At 35.7% G+C, this 16,753-nt stretch carries 15 protein-coding genes; 14 read left to right on the forward strand and 1 reads right to left on the reverse strand.

The annotated features are described in order from the left end of the window. The first annotated feature begins 16 nt into the window (after positions 1 to 16). The 14 genes from bshA to nth all read left to right on the forward strand — a co-directional run bounded on the left by bshA (position 17) and on the right by nth (position 13,840). Complete coding sequence (gene bshA, locus ACFOY7_RS14970; RefSeq protein WP_390252955.1) at positions 17 to 1,150, forward strand: N-acetyl-alpha-D-glucosaminyl L-malate synthase BshA; 1,134 nt, start codon at positions 17 to 19, stop codon at positions 1,148 to 1,150. Further along, the gene (locus ACFOY7_RS14975; protein WP_390252956.1) at positions 1,143 to 2,336 is read left to right on the forward strand and encodes a CCA tRNA nucleotidyltransferase; all 1,194 of its coding nucleotides are present in this window, start codon (positions 1,143 to 1,145) and stop codon (positions 2,334 to 2,336) included. Before bshA ends, ACFOY7_RS14975 begins: the two co-directional genes overlap by 8 nt. Then, entirely contained in the window at positions 2,317 to 3,294 is a 978-nt protein-coding gene (locus tag ACFOY7_RS14980) for a biotin--[acetyl-CoA-carboxylase] ligase (RefSeq protein WP_390252958.1), read from the forward strand. Before ACFOY7_RS14975 ends, ACFOY7_RS14980 begins: the two co-directional genes overlap by 20 nt. A gap of 12 nt (positions 3,295 to 3,306) precedes the next feature. After that, positions 3,307 to 4,143 (forward strand): 3-methyl-2-oxobutanoate hydroxymethyltransferase, encoded by an 837-nt coding sequence (panB, locus tag ACFOY7_RS14985; protein ID WP_390252960.1) that lies wholly within the window; start codon positions 3,307 to 3,309, stop codon positions 4,141 to 4,143. 2 nt (positions 4,144 to 4,145) lie between these two features. After that, a complete protein-coding gene (panC, locus tag ACFOY7_RS14990) occupies positions 4,146 to 5,024 on the forward strand; it encodes a pantoate--beta-alanine ligase (RefSeq protein WP_390252962.1) in 879 nt (292 codons plus the stop codon). Between the two features lie 25 nt (positions 5,025 to 5,049). Continuing rightward, positions 5,050 to 5,433, forward strand: coding sequence for an aspartate 1-decarboxylase (gene panD / locus ACFOY7_RS14995; RefSeq protein WP_390252964.1), 384 nt, complete (start codon positions 5,050 to 5,052; stop codon positions 5,431 to 5,433). Between the two features lie 114 nt (positions 5,434 to 5,547). Continuing rightward, on the forward strand, positions 5,548 to 8,232 hold the full coding sequence (dinG, locus tag ACFOY7_RS15000; protein ID WP_390252967.1) for an ATP-dependent DNA helicase DinG: 2,685 nt from the start codon (positions 5,548 to 5,550) through the stop codon (positions 8,230 to 8,232). Between the two features lie 60 nt (positions 8,233 to 8,292). After that, on the forward strand, positions 8,293 to 9,078 hold the full coding sequence (locus ACFOY7_RS15005; RefSeq protein ID WP_390252969.1) for a ComEC/Rec2 family competence protein: 786 nt from the start codon (positions 8,293 to 8,295) through the stop codon (positions 9,076 to 9,078). A 157-nt stretch (positions 9,079 to 9,235) separates the two neighbouring features. Next, positions 9,236 to 9,409, forward strand: a complete 174-nt coding sequence (locus ACFOY7_RS15010) for a YpmA family protein (protein ID WP_390252971.1) — start codon at positions 9,236 to 9,238, stop codon at positions 9,407 to 9,409. Next, the gene (locus ACFOY7_RS15015; protein ID WP_390252973.1) at positions 9,375 to 9,908 is read left to right on the forward strand and encodes a hypothetical protein; all 534 of its coding nucleotides are present in this window, start codon (positions 9,375 to 9,377) and stop codon (positions 9,906 to 9,908) included. The genes ACFOY7_RS15010 and ACFOY7_RS15015 overlap by 35 nt, the downstream gene beginning before the upstream one ends. A gap of 6 nt (positions 9,909 to 9,914) precedes the next feature. Beyond that, a complete protein-coding gene (locus ACFOY7_RS15020; protein WP_390252976.1) occupies positions 9,915 to 11,096 on the forward strand; it encodes a pyridoxal phosphate-dependent aminotransferase in 1,182 nt (393 codons plus the stop codon). Between the two features lie 26 nt (positions 11,097 to 11,122). Continuing rightward, positions 11,123 to 12,415, forward strand: coding sequence for an asparagine--tRNA ligase (asnS, locus tag ACFOY7_RS15025; RefSeq protein WP_390252978.1), 1,293 nt, complete (start codon positions 11,123 to 11,125; stop codon positions 12,413 to 12,415). A gap of 85 nt (positions 12,416 to 12,500) precedes the next feature. Further along, positions 12,501 to 13,172: a DnaD domain-containing protein gene (locus ACFOY7_RS15030; protein WP_390252980.1), complete on the forward strand. Its 672-nt coding sequence runs from the start codon at positions 12,501 to 12,503 to the stop codon at positions 13,170 to 13,172. 14 nt (positions 13,173 to 13,186) lie between these two features. Continuing rightward, on the forward strand, positions 13,187 to 13,840 hold the full coding sequence (gene nth / locus ACFOY7_RS15035; RefSeq protein WP_390252981.1) for an endonuclease III: 654 nt from the start codon (positions 13,187 to 13,189) through the stop codon (positions 13,838 to 13,840). Positions 13,841 to 13,856: 16 nt separating this feature from the next. Here nth and ACFOY7_RS15040 read toward each other — a convergent pair whose 3' ends face one another. Beyond that, complete coding sequence (locus ACFOY7_RS15040) at positions 13,857 to 16,739, reverse strand: PBP1A family penicillin-binding protein (RefSeq protein WP_390252983.1); 2,883 nt, start codon at positions 16,737 to 16,739, stop codon at positions 13,857 to 13,859. Positions 16,740 to 16,753 lie beyond the last annotated feature (14 nt).

Genomic DNA, 16,753 nt, shown 5'->3' on the forward strand with positions numbered 1-16,753 from the left:
GAGGAAGGACTATTTTATGTTAAAAATAGGAATAACATGTTATCCTTCAGTTGGTGGATCTGGGATTATTGCAACAGAGTTAGGAAAAATGCTTGCAAAAAAAGGGCATGAAGTCCATTTCATCACATCAAGTGTACCATTTCGCTTAGAGTTGTATGACCCAAATATCTATTTTCATGAAGTGGAAATGAGTCATTACCCTGTGTTTCAATATCCACCTTATGATTTAGCACTTGCAACGAAAATGGCAGAAGTAATTGATGCGGAGAAATTAGATATTATTCATGCGCATTATGCGGTACCACATGCTATCTGTGCTATTTTAGCAAAACAAATGTCAAAACACCCGGTGAAGATTGTAACAACATTACATGGCACAGATATAACCGTGTTAGGTATAGACTTAAGTATGAAAAAAATGATTCGTTTTGGAATCGAAGAATCGGATGCAGTCACTGCTGTATCTAATAGTCTTGTTAACCAAACAAAAGAAATGATTGGTGTGACAAAAGATATTCACGTGGTTTATAATTTCATTAATGAGAAAGAGTACTATCAAAATTATCAACAAAGTTTAAAAGAGAAATATGGGATAGGTGCTAAAGAGAAAGTAATTATTCATATATCTAATTTTAGAAAAGTAAAGCGTGTTGATGATGTTGTACGTACGTTTCATATGGTGAATAAATCCATACCATCCCGGTTATTGTTAATTGGTGATGGGCCGGAATACCGGAAAGTATATGACCTTGTTCATCGCTTACATATTGAGGACAGAGTGCATTTTTTAGGGAAGCAAAAGAATATACCTGAACTATTATCCTTAGCTGATATAAAGTTATTACTCTCAGAAAAGGAGAGCTTTGGACTAGTGTTATTAGAGGCTATGGCTTGTGGGGTTGTCTGTATTGGCACGAATGTTGGAGGTATTCCTGAGGTAATTAGAAATGGAGAAACTGGTTACATTGAGGAATTAGGCGATGTAAATAGTATAGCAAATAGGGTGATTGAATTGTTAAAAGACCCTCAGAGAATGAAAGAACTGGCTGAAAGTGCAAGCCAATACGTAGATAACCATTTTTCGACTGAAATGATCTTACCAGAATATGAAAAAATATACTATCACGCTTTAGGGGATAGCAATGAGTGAAGAATTAATCCAAAAGGCCAGGAAGATAATCAAAGTCTTGCAACAGCACAGCTATGAAGCCTACATTGTGGGTGGTGCTGTTAGAGATCACCTGCTAGGAAGGGAAATTGCGGATGTTGATATTGCAACATCTGCTCTTCCAGAAGAAGTAATACAAATCTTTGATAAAGTATTCCCGACTGGAATTAAACATGGAACAGTACTTGTACGATTAGAAGAGCAGTCCTTTGAAGTAACTACTTATAGACAGGAAAGTGACTATGCAGATTTTCGACATCCTAATCAAGTGAAATTTGTAACAAATATTAAGGAAGATCTGTCAAGAAGAGACTTTACAATCAATGCAATGGCTATGAATGATGGCTTTTCTATTTACGACCCCTACAAAGGTCAGTTGGATTTGGAAAATCGCCTGATCCGAACTGTCGGTAATCCGAATGAACGTTTTAGTGAAGATCCATTACGAATGATGAGAGCAGTACGATTTTCTAGTCAATTAGGGTTCACTATTGAAGATATAACAATTGACGCAATGGAAAAGAACGCTCATTTGTTATCCCATATTGCGATTGAACGAATTGCTGTTGAATGGGAGAAAATGATTGCTGGGGAGTTTTTCAGGGGAAGTACTAACTTAATTTTTTATACAGATTTGTATAAGTATTTACCAATAATTGCAGAAGATAACATAATTCAGGAAAAAATAAAGCATATTAATGCAGCTCTCCCTTCATTCTCAGCATTTATTGCCTATCTAGTTATTTATCAACCTGATATTACAGTTGATGAATGGGTTAAAAGGTGGAAATTATCGAATAAAATCAAAAAAGATGCAAACTGTCTAATTGATGTTATGTATACATATAGAAATGGGGAAACCAGTTGGGCATATTACTTATTACCAATGGATTTGGTCGATCATTTCGTGCTGCTCTCAAGTTTACTGTTTAAAACTGAAATAACTTCTGTAGAGATTATTGAAAGGAAAGATTCCTTTCAAATTAAAAGCAGAACTGAATTAGCAATAAACGGTTATAGTATTAAAGAATTATTTCCAGAACGGAAACCTGGTAAGTGGATACAAGAATTGCTAACAGAGATCGAAAAGTTAGTAGTCGCCGGAAAACTGAAAAATGACCGAATAATTATAAGTGAGTGGGTAGCTAATGAAAGAAACAAAGCGTGACCAACTAATTGATATATTAGCAAATAGTCAGAATGGATTTATCTCCGGACAAGAATTGTCGAGAAATCTGCAAATTTCCAGAACAGCTGTTTGGAAACATATAAATGAGTTAAAAAAAGATGGTTACCAATTTGAAGCTGTACCAAAAAGGGGATACCGCTTGTTATCCCGACCTTCTGCTGTTAATGAATCAACCATTAAGTGGGATTTACAAACAGAATGGTTGGGACAATCACTTGTCTTTAAAGATGAAGTAGATTCCACACAAAATATTGCCCACCAATTAGCTAGAGAAGGTGCGGTGAACGGTACAACAATTATTGCGAATAAACAATTACATGGAAGAGGGAGACTAAACAGAGAGTGGGTATCTCATCATGATGATGGGATATGGATGAGTATGATTTTGAGACCAGAGATGGCTCCATGTCATGCATCTCAAATGACATTATTTACAGCTACGTCAGTTGTAGATACGCTAGCCAAATTTGCAAATATTCCAGTGAAGATAAAATGGCCCAATGATTTATTTATTAATGATAAGAAATTTTGTGGGATTTTAACCGAAATGCAGGCTGAATTGGATCATATTGAGTATATGGTGATCGGAATTGGGATAAATGTTAATCAGGAATCAATGTCTTTTCCAGAGGAAATACGGCAAAAATCAACATCATTAGCCATAGAGACCCAAGAAAAGTGGGATAGAAGGGTCTTGATTCAACAATTATTAGTAGATTTTGAGACAACCTATCGTGAATTTCTAACACAAGGATTTTCTTATGTGAAAGACAAATGGACAAATAATGCTTATAAATTAGGAGAAAAGGTTCTCGTTAATATGCCTAAAAAGTCTTTTGAAGCGACAATCGAAGGAATAACTGACGATGGCGCATTACTTGTTAGAACTATTGATAATAACATAGAAAAAATCTACAGTGCCGAAATTCATTGGTAAGGAGTAAAAAAATTGAAAACAACAATCCAAATCAAATCAATGAAAAAGAATAATCAAAAAATTACGATGATTACAGCATATGACTATCCATCAGCCAAATTGGCAGAACAAGCAGAGGTGGATATGTTACTAGTTGGCGATTCACTTGGTATGGTAGTCTTAGGTTATCAATCTACTATTGAAGTGACGGTAGAGGATATGATCCACCACGGAAGTGCAGTGACGAGAGGGGCTAAGAATACATTCGTGGTTGTGGATATGCCATTTATGTCTTACCATCTATCATTAGAAAAAGCGATGGAAAATGCGCAGAAAATCATGCAAGCAACCAACGCACAAGCTCTAAAGGTTGAAGGAGCTTCCCAACAAATTTTAATATTGGTGGAACGATTAACAGCAGCAGGTGTACCAGTAGTTGGCCATATTGGTTTAACCCCACAATCTGTTCATGTTCTAGGGGGTTATCGAGTTCAGGGAAAAGATATTGAAACTGCCAAGCGTTTAATTACGGATGCGCAGAATCTCGAAAATGCTGGTGCGATGAGTGTTGTGTTGGAATGTGTACCTGATCAATTAGCAGGCCATATCACTAATCGATTAACGATACCTACAATTGGCATCGGTGCAGGCAATAAATGTGATGGGCAAGTATTGGTATATCATGATATCCTTCAATATGGGGTAAATATGACACCATCTTTTGTTGAGAAGTATGCTGATATAGGAAAAATAACGAAAGAGGCTATAGAAAAATATTGTTTTGAGGTAAAATCAAAACAGTTTCCAACAGAATCTCATCGGTTTACTATCGATGACTCCTTAATGAAAGAGATCGAGCGGGAGGTTTAATAATGAAAATAATCCGGTCGATAAAAGAGATGAAAGAAATTTCGACTAATATCAAGGCAAAGGGCGACACAATCGGATTTGTACCGACAATGGGCTATTTACATGAAGGGCATGCAGCACTAATCGATGTATGCAGAAAAGAAACGGATATTGTCATAGTAAGCATTTTTGTCAATCCATTACAATTTGGACCAAATGAAGATTTTGATAGATATCCAAGAGATGAAGAACGGGACCGAAGAATTGCTGAGCGGCATCGTGCGGACTATTTATTTTTACCAACAGTAGAAGAAATGTATCCAGAAAAAGCGTCCCTCTCAATCAATGTAGTTGATCGTACCGATGTTTTGTGTGGAAGAACTAGACAAGGTCATTTCGATGGGGTAGTTACAGTCTTAGCGAAACTATTTCATTTAACAAATTCAGATGTTGCCTATTTTGGTTTGAAAGATGCTCAACAAGTTGCTGTAGTGAAAGCTTTAGTCGATGACTTAAACTTCTCTGTAAAAATTCGTCCTATACCAACGGTTAGGGAAGCGGATGGTCTTGCCAAAAGCAGTCGAAATGTTTACCTTTCACCAGAGGAAAGAATGGAAGCTTCTCATTTATATAAATCATTACAGATAGGACAGCAATTATTAATTGACGGCGTAAAAAATACTGGTATCATAATAAATGAGGTTAGAAAATATTTAAAAAATCATACTAATGGTTCGATTGACTATGTTGAAATATTATCTTTCCCGGAATTGAAGGAAATAAGTACAATTAATCAACCAGTCATTCTTGCTGTTGCGGTAAACTTTGCAAAGGCAAGATTAATCGATAATATATTAATAAATGGACATGGTGTTATTGTTAGTGATCCTTTTCAGTCATGAAAGGAGAATCTTAGGAGGAAATCATATGTTACGAACAATGATGAAATCAAAAATTCATCGTGCTACAGTAACAGAAGCGAATCTGAACTATGTTGGCAGTATTACAATCGATCAGGAAATATTAGATCAAGTAGGGATATTGCCACATGAAAGGGTTCAGATCGTCAATAATAATAATGGTGCAAGACTAGAAACTTATGTTATTCCAGGTAAATATGGCAGTAAAATTATTTGTTTGAATGGCGCTGCCGCTCGTTTAGTACAGCCGGGAGATACCATCATTATTGTTTCATATGCACTAGTTTCAGAAGATGAATTAAAACATTTCAAACCAAAAGTAGCGATAATGGATAACAATAATACTGTGAAAGAGTTGATTGATCAAGAACCGCCATTATCCACTTTGTAGGGAAATTTTGCGTAAGGAACTCTTATCAATGTAATTTGATAAGAGTTTCTTTCTATGTAATATTAGTCTATAAAAGCAAAAACAAAGTAATAACGATAAAATGGGGTGACTTAATTGAAGAGATTTGCTGTAATTGATGTAGAAACAACTGGCCATGCCCCGACAAAAGATGATAGGATCATTGAAATTGGGATTGTTGTGATTCACAATGGGGATATTATTAAGGAATATAACCAGCTTATTAATCCGATGAAAAAAATACCGCCTTTTATTTCCCAATTAACAACAATCAAAGACGAAGATGTTATGGATCAGCCAATATTCGAGGAAGTAGCTGACGAGATTATCGAAATTTTAACAGACACAGTTATTGTGGCACATAATATTACATTCGACTTGAACTTTGTAAATTCAGAATTGGAACGGATTAATAAAGCGAAACTTCAACCACCTATGATTGATACTGTTGAACTTTCTCGTATCTTTTTCCCTAAATCTCCAGGATATAAATTAACCGAATTGGCGAATTTTCTTTACATTACACATGATCAGCCACATCGAGCCATTTCCGATGCTTTAGTAACGGCTGATTTACTGTTACTTATTAAGCAAAAATTAAATTCATTGCCGAATCAGTTGCATGAACATTTAATAGATCTCGGAGGACAATTAAAGTCAGATCTTAGGTTACTTTTACCGGAAAAACCTATACAATCACGTGATGACTTGATAACAGTTAATGGGATTATGCTCAAGAAGCTGCCCCATACAAAGGTGGAGATAGCCTACCAGCATTCTTCATACCAGGAGTTTCTCGAACAAATATACGATGAAAATGGCTATCTTGCCAACATACTGAAAGATTATGAAATAAGAGAGGACCAGCTGTTTATAAGTGAAACGATTTATGATCACTTCCAATCACAGAAACATGCAATGATCGAAGCTGACACAGGTATTGGTAAATCGTTTGCATACTTAATTCCTGCTGTTTATGAAGCAATAGTTACAGGAGAACCAATCGTCATTAGTACATCCAATGTAAATTTGCAAACAAAGTTATTAAAGGAAGATATGGAACAGTTAAATGATTTCTTTAAACAAACAATTAAAGTATCGATTGTAAAAGGAAAGAGCCACTATTTAAGCTTAGCTAAATTTGAATCCTTTTTGTATGACCAATTACAGAATTCCTATCATCATCAACTAATTAAAGCGATGATTTTAGTATGGTTAACAGAGACAGAAACTGGAGACTTAGATGAGATCCAATTTCCGAAAAAGGATGAGCAATTAAGGCAGCAGTTAGTTGTAAACAACCAAAATGAGGATCGAAACTGGGATACTTATAGCTTTTATGAACGTATAAAACAACAAGCAAGAAAGTCACATGTTATTATTACAAATCATGCATTACTTTCACTCGATTTGAAAACAAATGAAACACTGATTCCAGTTTATTCTAAGCTTATTTTAGATGAAGCCCATCATTTTGACATTACGGCATCCAAGTACTTAGGTGATTCGATAAACTATTTTGAATTGATTGCATATTTGCAGCGTTTAGAAATGGAATTTGAAAAGCTGTACGTGGCAAAACCTCACATAAAAGAACAACTATTAAACACAAAGTATGAAATAGATTCACTGTTTCGATTACTATTCCTTTATGTAAAAAATGCAAAAAACGATCAAAAATCCTTTAATGATAAAGGTAGAATGCAACGAATTTGGGAGCCATTAAAACCAGCCAATGATATCCGAATTATTGAAGACTCTGTTAAGCGAGCGTTAATGGAAATGGAGAAAATATCAACCCATTTACACGGAGAGCAACTTACACACAGCTCATTAAAGGAAGAACTCTTGTCCCATACGGAAACAATTAAAAAGTTACTGCTATTGGATGATCATCTAGCAGTAACATGGCTGGAAATTGATCAAAAAGGGGCACAAAATGCTGTTTACATTAATAGAGAGTTATTTTCAGCAACAGAAAAACTAGTTGCCAAGTTGTTCAATGAAAAACAAAGTGTGATATTGATTAGTGCAACACTAACAATTGGTGGCTCTTTTAATTATTTCCGAAAAAGGCTAGGTATTGACCAAGAAGCTGTTGATTGCTTTCAATTAGAGTCACATTTCCCTTATGAGCAAAGTGTTCAGTTGATGGTGCCTTCTGATTTTCCTGAAATCAAATATCCAAATAATGAAGATTTTATTTATGCAACATGTGAAGTAATTATCTCCCTTGCAACTGTACTCAATGGGAAAATACTAGCACTGTTTACATCCTATGATATGTTAAAAAAAGCTTATCAATTATTAAAAGAATCGGAAGAGTTATCTGACTATATTGTTATTGGACAAGGTATATCTACTGGCAGCAGGAATCGTCTAATTAAGCATTTTCAATCTTTTTCCCAATCGATTCTTTTAGGTACAAATACATATTGGGAAGGAATTGATATACCTGGTGATGACTTATCTTGTGTGGTTATTGTTAAATTACCTTTTCAGGCGCCAAGTGACCCAGTTTTTGAAAAAAAATCAGCATATTTTAAACAAAATGGGAAAAATCCGTTTATGGAGCTATCCCTACCTAAGGCTGTTTTTCAATTTAAGCAAGGGTTTGGCCGATTGATCCGGAGAGAGCAGGATAAGGGATTCATATTTGTTTTGGATGATCGCATCATGACAAAGAAATACGGAAAATACTTTATTGATTCAATCCCGAAAGTTCCCTTACATTTCGAGCCAGTTCACCATCTTTTAAAAAAAGTAAATGATTGGCTCTGATAATTAATTCAACTTGTGTCATCCTAATAAATAATAAATAGAGAAAGCAGGATGCATGGGATGAAATGCAAAATAATCATTGGATTGTTAATACTTTCTTTGTCTGTAGTGTTCCCTGTCATTAGTGCGGAACAGAACGTGATGGGTCAAGATATAGACATCATCTTCCTTAATTTACCGAATGGAGAAGCTACATTAATAAAGTTGGAAACTGGTGACAATATTTTAATTAATACAGGGGCAAAAGCAAGTATCGAAAGCTTAGTGTTTCAACTAGAGGAATTAACCGTAACAGAAATCGACCGGCTTATCGTAACAAGTACAACTGAAGAGTACTCCGGTAATACAGAAGCGATTATTAAGAAATTTAATGTCAGAAATCTTTTGCTGCCAGATAACTTCAACTTGAAAGAGGAGCAACTTCTAAAAAAAACAAATATAAAGTACTGGTCAGCTATAGAGAAATTATCTTTATCAAGTAAAATGAAGATTATTAATATTGATGAAAATTCCCACGGTGATGCAACCTTTTTATTGGAATACGGGAAGGAATCTGTTCTTTTTCTCAATGATAAAAATACTTCTATTGAAGAGAAATTATTTAAAAATATGCATCAGATTGATATTATTAAAATTGCAGCATTTGGCAGTGGAAATTCACCTACTCCACATTTGCTGGAACAATTAGACCCTTACATAGGGATTATTTTTCACAGCCCAACTCATAATATTAATGAAGACCTTGTTGAGAGGTTAGCGGCTTCATGGATAGATGTTTATTTTTTAAAACAAACCGGCAGTGTTTATATCCGATTATCCAAAGATGATTATGAACTTCTTTCTTAAGGTGAGAAGTAGTACTTAATTAAATAATTCTAGCATGTTATACTAATTAAAGTAATATCAGCAAAATTCACGAAGTAAAATGTATTTTTTAGTTGAAAAATACTGCAAACTAAATCAAAATAGTTAAAGGTAGTTACATGTATGTGGAGGTGTCATAATGAGTGAGTCAAAGATAACTACATTGTCAACAGTGAAAATCAATTATTCAGATGACCTGTATAAAATTGTTGATAGTTTGAATCGGACTTTGAAAGAAGATGATTTAATGTTCGGACTAACATTAAGTGAGGTAGATAATGAGAAAGCAATCTTTACCATTTATCGAACTTAAGAAAAGTATTGTGATTATTTGTATTGCAGTCGTTTTGTCAGCAATTGTTTTGCTATATTGTATACATATCTACCAAGAGATTATGGCAGACAAAACTTCACAATATGATGAGATACAAGGTTACTTATTGGCACAGGAATCTTCTATCGATCAAATAAACGATATTGATCGATATCATGGGGAGTTTCTGTATTATGTTGTAGATGCTGAGATGGAAGATGAATCTGTTATTATCTTTGTAACAAATGCAGAGAAGGAATTTCGGTACGAGATATATAACAAGAATAACCTGTATTCAAAAGAAGAGCTCCTTTCAGAATGGAAGAATTCTTGTTCGGATTGTGAATTGTTAGATTCTCAAATAGGTATTTTAAATGATTTCCCGGCATTGGAAATTAAATACATGAATGACGGTAAATTAGTGTATGAACATGTTTTGCTGGAAGATAAGTCGAAATATACTTTAACGATCAACACACTATTTAATAAAGAAAGGTGATATAAAATGGAATTAGCAAACAGAGTACAAACATTGACACCATCTTCAACCCTTGCAATTACAGCAAAAGCGAAAGAACTAAAGCAAGCGGGTCATGATGTTATAGGGCTTGGTGCTGGTGAGCCAGATTTTAATACACCTAAACACATACTTGATGCAGCATCTCAAGCGATGTATGAAGGCTTTACTAAATATACACCAGCCGGAGGAACGGTTGAATTAAAAAAAGCTATTCAAACAAAAATGAACAATGATCATAAACTTTCTTATGATTTAGATCAAATCATTGTAACAATAGGGGCAAAACACGCACTATATACATTATTCCAAGTTTTATTAAACAAAGGGGATGAAGTAATTGTCCCAACCCCATATTGGGTAAGTTATCCAGAGCAAATTAAACTGGCCGAAGGTTCACCGGTGTTTGTTGATGCGAAGGAAGAGAACGAATTTAAATTAACACCAGAACAATTAGAAAATGCCATAACAGAAAAAACAAAAGCTGTAATCATTAATTCACCAAGTAACCCAACAGGAGTTATGTATGAGAAAGAAGAGTTACTAGCATTGGGAGAAGTCTGTTTAAAACATGATATTTTTATTGTTTCAGATGAAATATATGAAAAGTTGACATATACTGACACAGAGCATTTTTCTGTAGCAGAATTATCTGGATTATTAAAAGAGAAAACAATTATTATTAATGGTGTGTCAAAATCACACTCTATGACTGGTTGGAGAATTGGCTATGCTGTTGGAGAGAAACAAATAATCAAAGCTATGACAAATCTAGCATCCCATTCAACATCAAATCCAACATCCATCTCACAAGTTGCAGCAGAAGCGGCTTATTCTGGATCACAACAGCCTGTAAAAGAAATGAAGGAAGCATTTAGAGAACGATTAGAGAAATTGTATGAATGGCTTGTCGAAATACCAGGAATTGAATGTGTGAAGCCAAAAGGTGCTTTTTATCTATTCCCTAATGTGAAAAAAGCAGTAGAAATGAATGGTTTTGACTCGGTTGATGATTGGGTAGCGGCATTATTAGAAGAAGAAAAAGTAGCATTAGTTCCAGGTTCTGGTTTTGGTGCACCTGATAATGTTAGACTGTCATATGCTATCTCAATAGAACAACTAGAAGATGCGGCAAAAAGAATCAAACGTTTTGTCGAAAATCATCAATAATTGGTCAGTAATGCTGGAGGAATTAAATGAAAACAACAATTAATCAAGTTAGTAAATATGTAGATCAGGAAGTAACGATTGGAGTTTGGTTAGCGAATAAGCGGTCTAGTGGAAAAATTGCTTTCTTACAACTTCGAGATGGGACAGGATTTATGCAAGGTGTTGTGGTGAAGGCCGATGTAACAGAAGAAACGTTTACACATGCTAAATCTTTGACTCAGGAAACTTCCATGTATATTACAGGCAAGATCGTGGAAGATGCCAGATCACCATTTGGTTATGAAATGCAAGTTAAATCAATTGAAGTGATTGATGAAGCCAAGGACTACCCAATAACACCGAAAGAGCACGGTACAGAGTTCTTAATGGATCATCGTCATTTATGGCTCCGCTCAAAAAAGCAGCATGCGATTATGAAAATTCGAAACCAAATCATTCAAGCAACCTATCAGTTTTTTGCACAAGAAGGGTTTACTAAAATTGATCCACCAATTTTAACTGGATCGGCAGCAGAAGGAACCACAGAGTTATTCCATACAAAGTATTTTGAGGAAGAAGCTTATCTTTCTCAAAGTGGTCAATTATATATGGAAGCTGCTGCTATGGCATTGGGAAAAGTATTCTCATTTGGTCCAACATTCCGTGCAGAAAAGTCTAAGACAAGAAGGCATTTAATTGAATTCTGGATGATTGAGCCGGAAATGGCATTTACCACACATGATGAAAGTTTAGAGATTCAAGAAAATTATGTCCAATTCCTTGTTGAGTCAGTACTTTCACATTGTCAATTAGAACTGAACACTTTAGAAAGATCTTTGGAGAGATTAGAGAAAATTAAAGCACCATTTCCAAGAATTACGTATGACAAAGCGATCGAACTTCTTAAGGAAAAAGGGTATACTGATATTGAGTGGGGAGAAGATTTGGGTGCACCTCATGAAACAGCAATTGCTGAAAGTTTTGACAAACCTGTATTTATTACACATTACCCGACGAATATTAAGGCATTCTATATGAAGCCTGATCCAAATCGGGACAATGTAGTTTTGTGTGCCGACTTAATTGCACCAGAAGGCTATGGTGAAATAATCGGTGGATCGTCAAGAATTGATGACTTGGAATTATTGGAACAAAGATATAAAGAACATAATCTTTCAGATGAGGCGTATAATTGGTATCTCGAATTACGCAAATATGGAAGTGTTCCACATGCAGGTTTCGGATTAGGCTTAGAACGAACTGTAGCCTGGATATGTGGCGTGGATCATGTAAGAGAAACAATACCTTTCCCAAGGCTTTTAAACAGATTATATCCTTAATATAATAATTAGCAGTCAAGTGTTGTATTAATCCTTTGCATATATTATGCAAAGGATTATCATGTTTTAGACAGGTGGTGGTTAAATGAATGTAAACTATAGCGATATAATAAGAGATCAAATAGCAGTTTCGAAAGGTTTACTAACTAGCTATAATACACTTGGCCTTAACGAACATCAAGTTGTATTACTGTTGCATATACACATTTCCCTAACAAATGGTATTCATTTTCCTACCCCGGAACAGTTAGCGGGAAGTATGACAATATCAACAGAGGAATGTTCCAAACATCTACGCAAGTTGATTCAATTAGGATTCCTGCAAATAGAAGAGGACGAAAGTAGTGGGGTATTAAGGGAAATGTACTCAATAGAACCTCTTTGGGAGAAACTTTACACACTTTCGGATAATAAACCACATACCGAAGAAGTAAAAATTGGAGAAATGTTCCGGCGTTTTGAACAAGAGTTTGGCAGGCCATTGTCTCCATTTGAAATTGAAAGAATTAATCAATGGCTAGATGAGGAGGAGTACTCCCTGGAATTGATTTACGCAGCATTGCGAGAGGCTGTATTAATGAGTAAACTGAATTTTAACTATATTGATCGAATATTAATTGATTGGAGAAAGAAAGGCGTAAGATCTGTAGATCAAGCTAAACAAACAAGTAAGAGTTTTCATGGAAATAAAAAAAACGAACATGCACAGAGTAATCCAACTAGAAAAACATTGTATTATAATTGGTTAGACGAGTAATAGGGGGAAGCAAGGTGTTAACAAAAACGCAAATTAGGTATGTATTAGATACAATAACTGAGATGTTCCCTGATGCAGAATGTGAGTTAAACCATCGCAATGCTTTTGATTTATTAATAGCAGTTGTTTTATCTGCACAATGTACAGATGCACTAGTTAATAAAGTAACAGAGGACTTGTTCAAGAAATATCACACCCCAGAAGATTATTTAAATGTCTCCTTAGAAGAACTTCAACAAGATATAAAATCAATTGGCTTATATCGGAATAAGTCTAAGAATATTCAGAAGTTAGCCCGTACATTAATCGAAGAGCACAACGGAGAAGTACCTCCTACAAAAGCTGAATTAGAAAAGTTAGCAGGAGTTGGTCGAAAAACTGCCAATGTGGTAGCATCAGTGGCGTTCAATGAGCCTGCAATTGCAGTTGATACTCATGTTGAACGGGTTTCAAAAAGGTTAGGTATTTGTAGATGGAAAGATAGTGTATTGGAAGTCGAAAAAACATTAATGCGAAAAATACCGATGGATGAGTGGAGTGATACACATCATCGCTTAATTTTTTTCGGTCGTTATCATTGTAAAGCCAAAACTCCGCAGTGTGAGATATGCCCATTGTTAGATATATGCAGGGAAGGGAAGAAAAGAATGAAAAACAGCATGTCATAAGAGACATGCTGTTTTTTTACGATTCATTCTGATTTTCGTCTTCATTCTGATTTTCCGTTTCATTTTCTTTCCGATTATTGTTCGCATTGGACTGGGAGGCAGCATTCGTATCATTTTGTTGTTCTTGATTTTGTTCCTGATTGCCACCATTTCCGTTATTATTTTCCTCAGTCTGATCTTCATTGTTGTCTTCATTATTATTTCCATTGCCATTTCCGTTACCGTTACCCCCATTATTACCATTTCCGTTCCCATTTTCATTTGGCTGTTCAGGCTGTTGCTCGTCTTGTCGTCCTTCATCTAATCCTTCTGTTGTAATTTGAATCGAGGAAGAAGGGCCAGTCACTCCTTCTCTATTTTTTAATACAGGAGTAACTGTTACAGTATATAATCTTCCAGCCTGTAACTGTGTTAAATTAAATGAAGTTTGATTTGTAGTAAATTCATCGATTGTACTTCCACTTTCCATAACACTTATATTAAATTCTACTGGCCCACTTCGATCATAAGACCATGTAATAAGGGAAGAACGATTCACCGGATCAAAACTCTGCTGTAATTGCTGTACTGGTGGCAGATTGGTTTCTTCATCACCTGGAACTGCAACACTTACTGAGGCAGGTTCGCTAGTTGAATCACCACTTTTCGCAACTACCTGGATGGTATAAGTCGTTCCTTCCTCTACGTTGCTAATTTCTAATGATGTGTTCTCTGTCTCTGTCGTGTTACTAGAAGCTCCTTCAGCTGCAACAGTTACTTCATAAGTTATATCATCATCCTCATCATATTGCCACTCAACAAATATTTTTTCTTCATCTTCATCATATTCAGCGGTCAAGTTTGCAACAGGGTCTAATTGATCAAATTTTTCCGATACAGCACTTGGTTCATGTCCTTTGACGAATAACTCTGTTACTATTTGGGAACTTGGTGTGTGCTCACTCGGTCGTTTCGCAGGATTTGATCCTTTTTCAACTTCCACCTCTACAACTGATGATGGTTGTTGAAAGTCTGGTGTTTCCACATCACTTGATACGTGTGTCATTAATTCTCTAAAAATGTGAAGTGGCAGTTGTGTATCATTAATTGGCTTTCTTTCAGTACTAAACCCACTCCATATCGAAATGGTGTAGTTCGGTGTATATCCAGTGAACCATGAATCAGGACTGCCATCTTGGTCTTTTAAATTAGTTGTTCCAGTCTTCCCAGCGATCGGTAGCCCATTAACATTCGCATTTGTCCCAGTTCCGTTTTGAACAACCGATTTAAGCATGTCTGTAATCATATATGCAGTATAATCAGACATAGCTTCCACTGGTTTCGAAGCTAAATCTTCTGTACGTCTGTCCGGATACTCCACTTTTGTTACAGAATATGGTTCATGGTATATACCTCCATTTCCAAAGGCAGCATAAGCACCTGCCATTTGTATTGGTAAGACACCAGTATCTGTACCCCCAATGGCATCGCCTATTGTCACCTGGTTATTAGCAAATTCTATACCTAACCCTTCGGCAAAGTTCTTTGCATTACTATATCCGACTTCGTCTAATGTTTTTACAGCAGGTACATTTAATGACTCTTTTAAAGCATATCTTGCTGTCATCCACCCTTGATATGTTCTGTTCCAATTTCGTATCACACTATCTGTACCCTCAATTGGATATGGACGATCATCGTTTAATTGATGGTACGTTGACCATTTTAAGTGTTCAATAGCTGGACCATATGCAACAATTGGTTTCATGGAAGAACCACCTTGAAGTCCATCACCATCGATGGCAAAGTTCCAACCATCACTTTCACGGTTTCGTCCACCGCCAATTGCCCGAATTGCTCCTGTTTTTGTATCCACTAATGTTATCCCTACTTGAATATCTTCATCTGCACTGTAATTAATTGGGTTTGATTCCTCATTACTTAACAGAAATTCTGTGTATTCCTGTGCGTCTGGATCCAGTGTTGTATAAACTTGTAAACTGTCTTTATAAATGTCTGCACCTGTTTTCTCTTCGACTTCTTTTCTAACTTGCTGAATAAATGATTCATATTTTACATACTGTTTCTTTCTGTCAACGAGCAAGGCAGTAACATCTGTATCTCGTACCTCATTCGCTTCCGCTTCACTAATTTTATTATGTTGTTCCATTAAGTCCAGAACTGTATTCATTCTTTCATTCGTTAAGTCGGGGTTTACAAAAGGATCATATGCAGACGGACGCTGTGGCAACCCAGCAAGGATAGCTGCTTCAGCAAGTGTTAAATCATTTAAGTCAGTTTTCCCGAAATATACCTCGGCAGCAGTTGCTACACCATACGCTCCACCACCGTAATATATCTTATTAACATACATTTCAAATATCTCTTCTTTAGAGTATTTACGCTCTAATTGCAAAGCCAGCCATTGTTCTTGTACTTTCCGTTTTAATTGTTTGTCATTAGAAAGAAATGACCCCTTGACTACTTGTTGGGTAATGGTACTTGCCCCTTGTGAGCCAAATCCATTACGGAAGTTAGCAAGAACTGCAGCACCTATCCGCTTAAAATCAATTCCTATATGATTTTTAAACCGGACATCTTCTGTCGCTAAAATAGCATCCTCTAATACTTTAGGGATTTCATCATATTTCACTATTGATCGCTTTTCAGTTCCTAAATCTGCAAAAATTTCTCCATTTATATCATATAATTTTGTTGATGCAGGGGCAGACAATTGGGACGGATCCAAGTCTGGTGCTGTTGCAACGTAATATCCAAACAATACGCCTACACCTATTCCGATAAAAAGGACCGCTATGACCAATATTTTAATAAGTTGTTTCCACACTGATTTTTTCTCTTTACCTTTTTGCTTTTTTTGTTTTCTTCTTGCCATTCTGGTTTGACTATTTTCTGCCATTACTCTTCCTCCGT

Source organism: Gracilibacillus xinjiangensis (assembly GCF_042651765.1).
Classification (GTDB): domain Bacteria; phylum Bacillota; class Bacilli; order Bacillales; family Amphibacillaceae; genus Gracilibacillus; species Gracilibacillus xinjiangensis.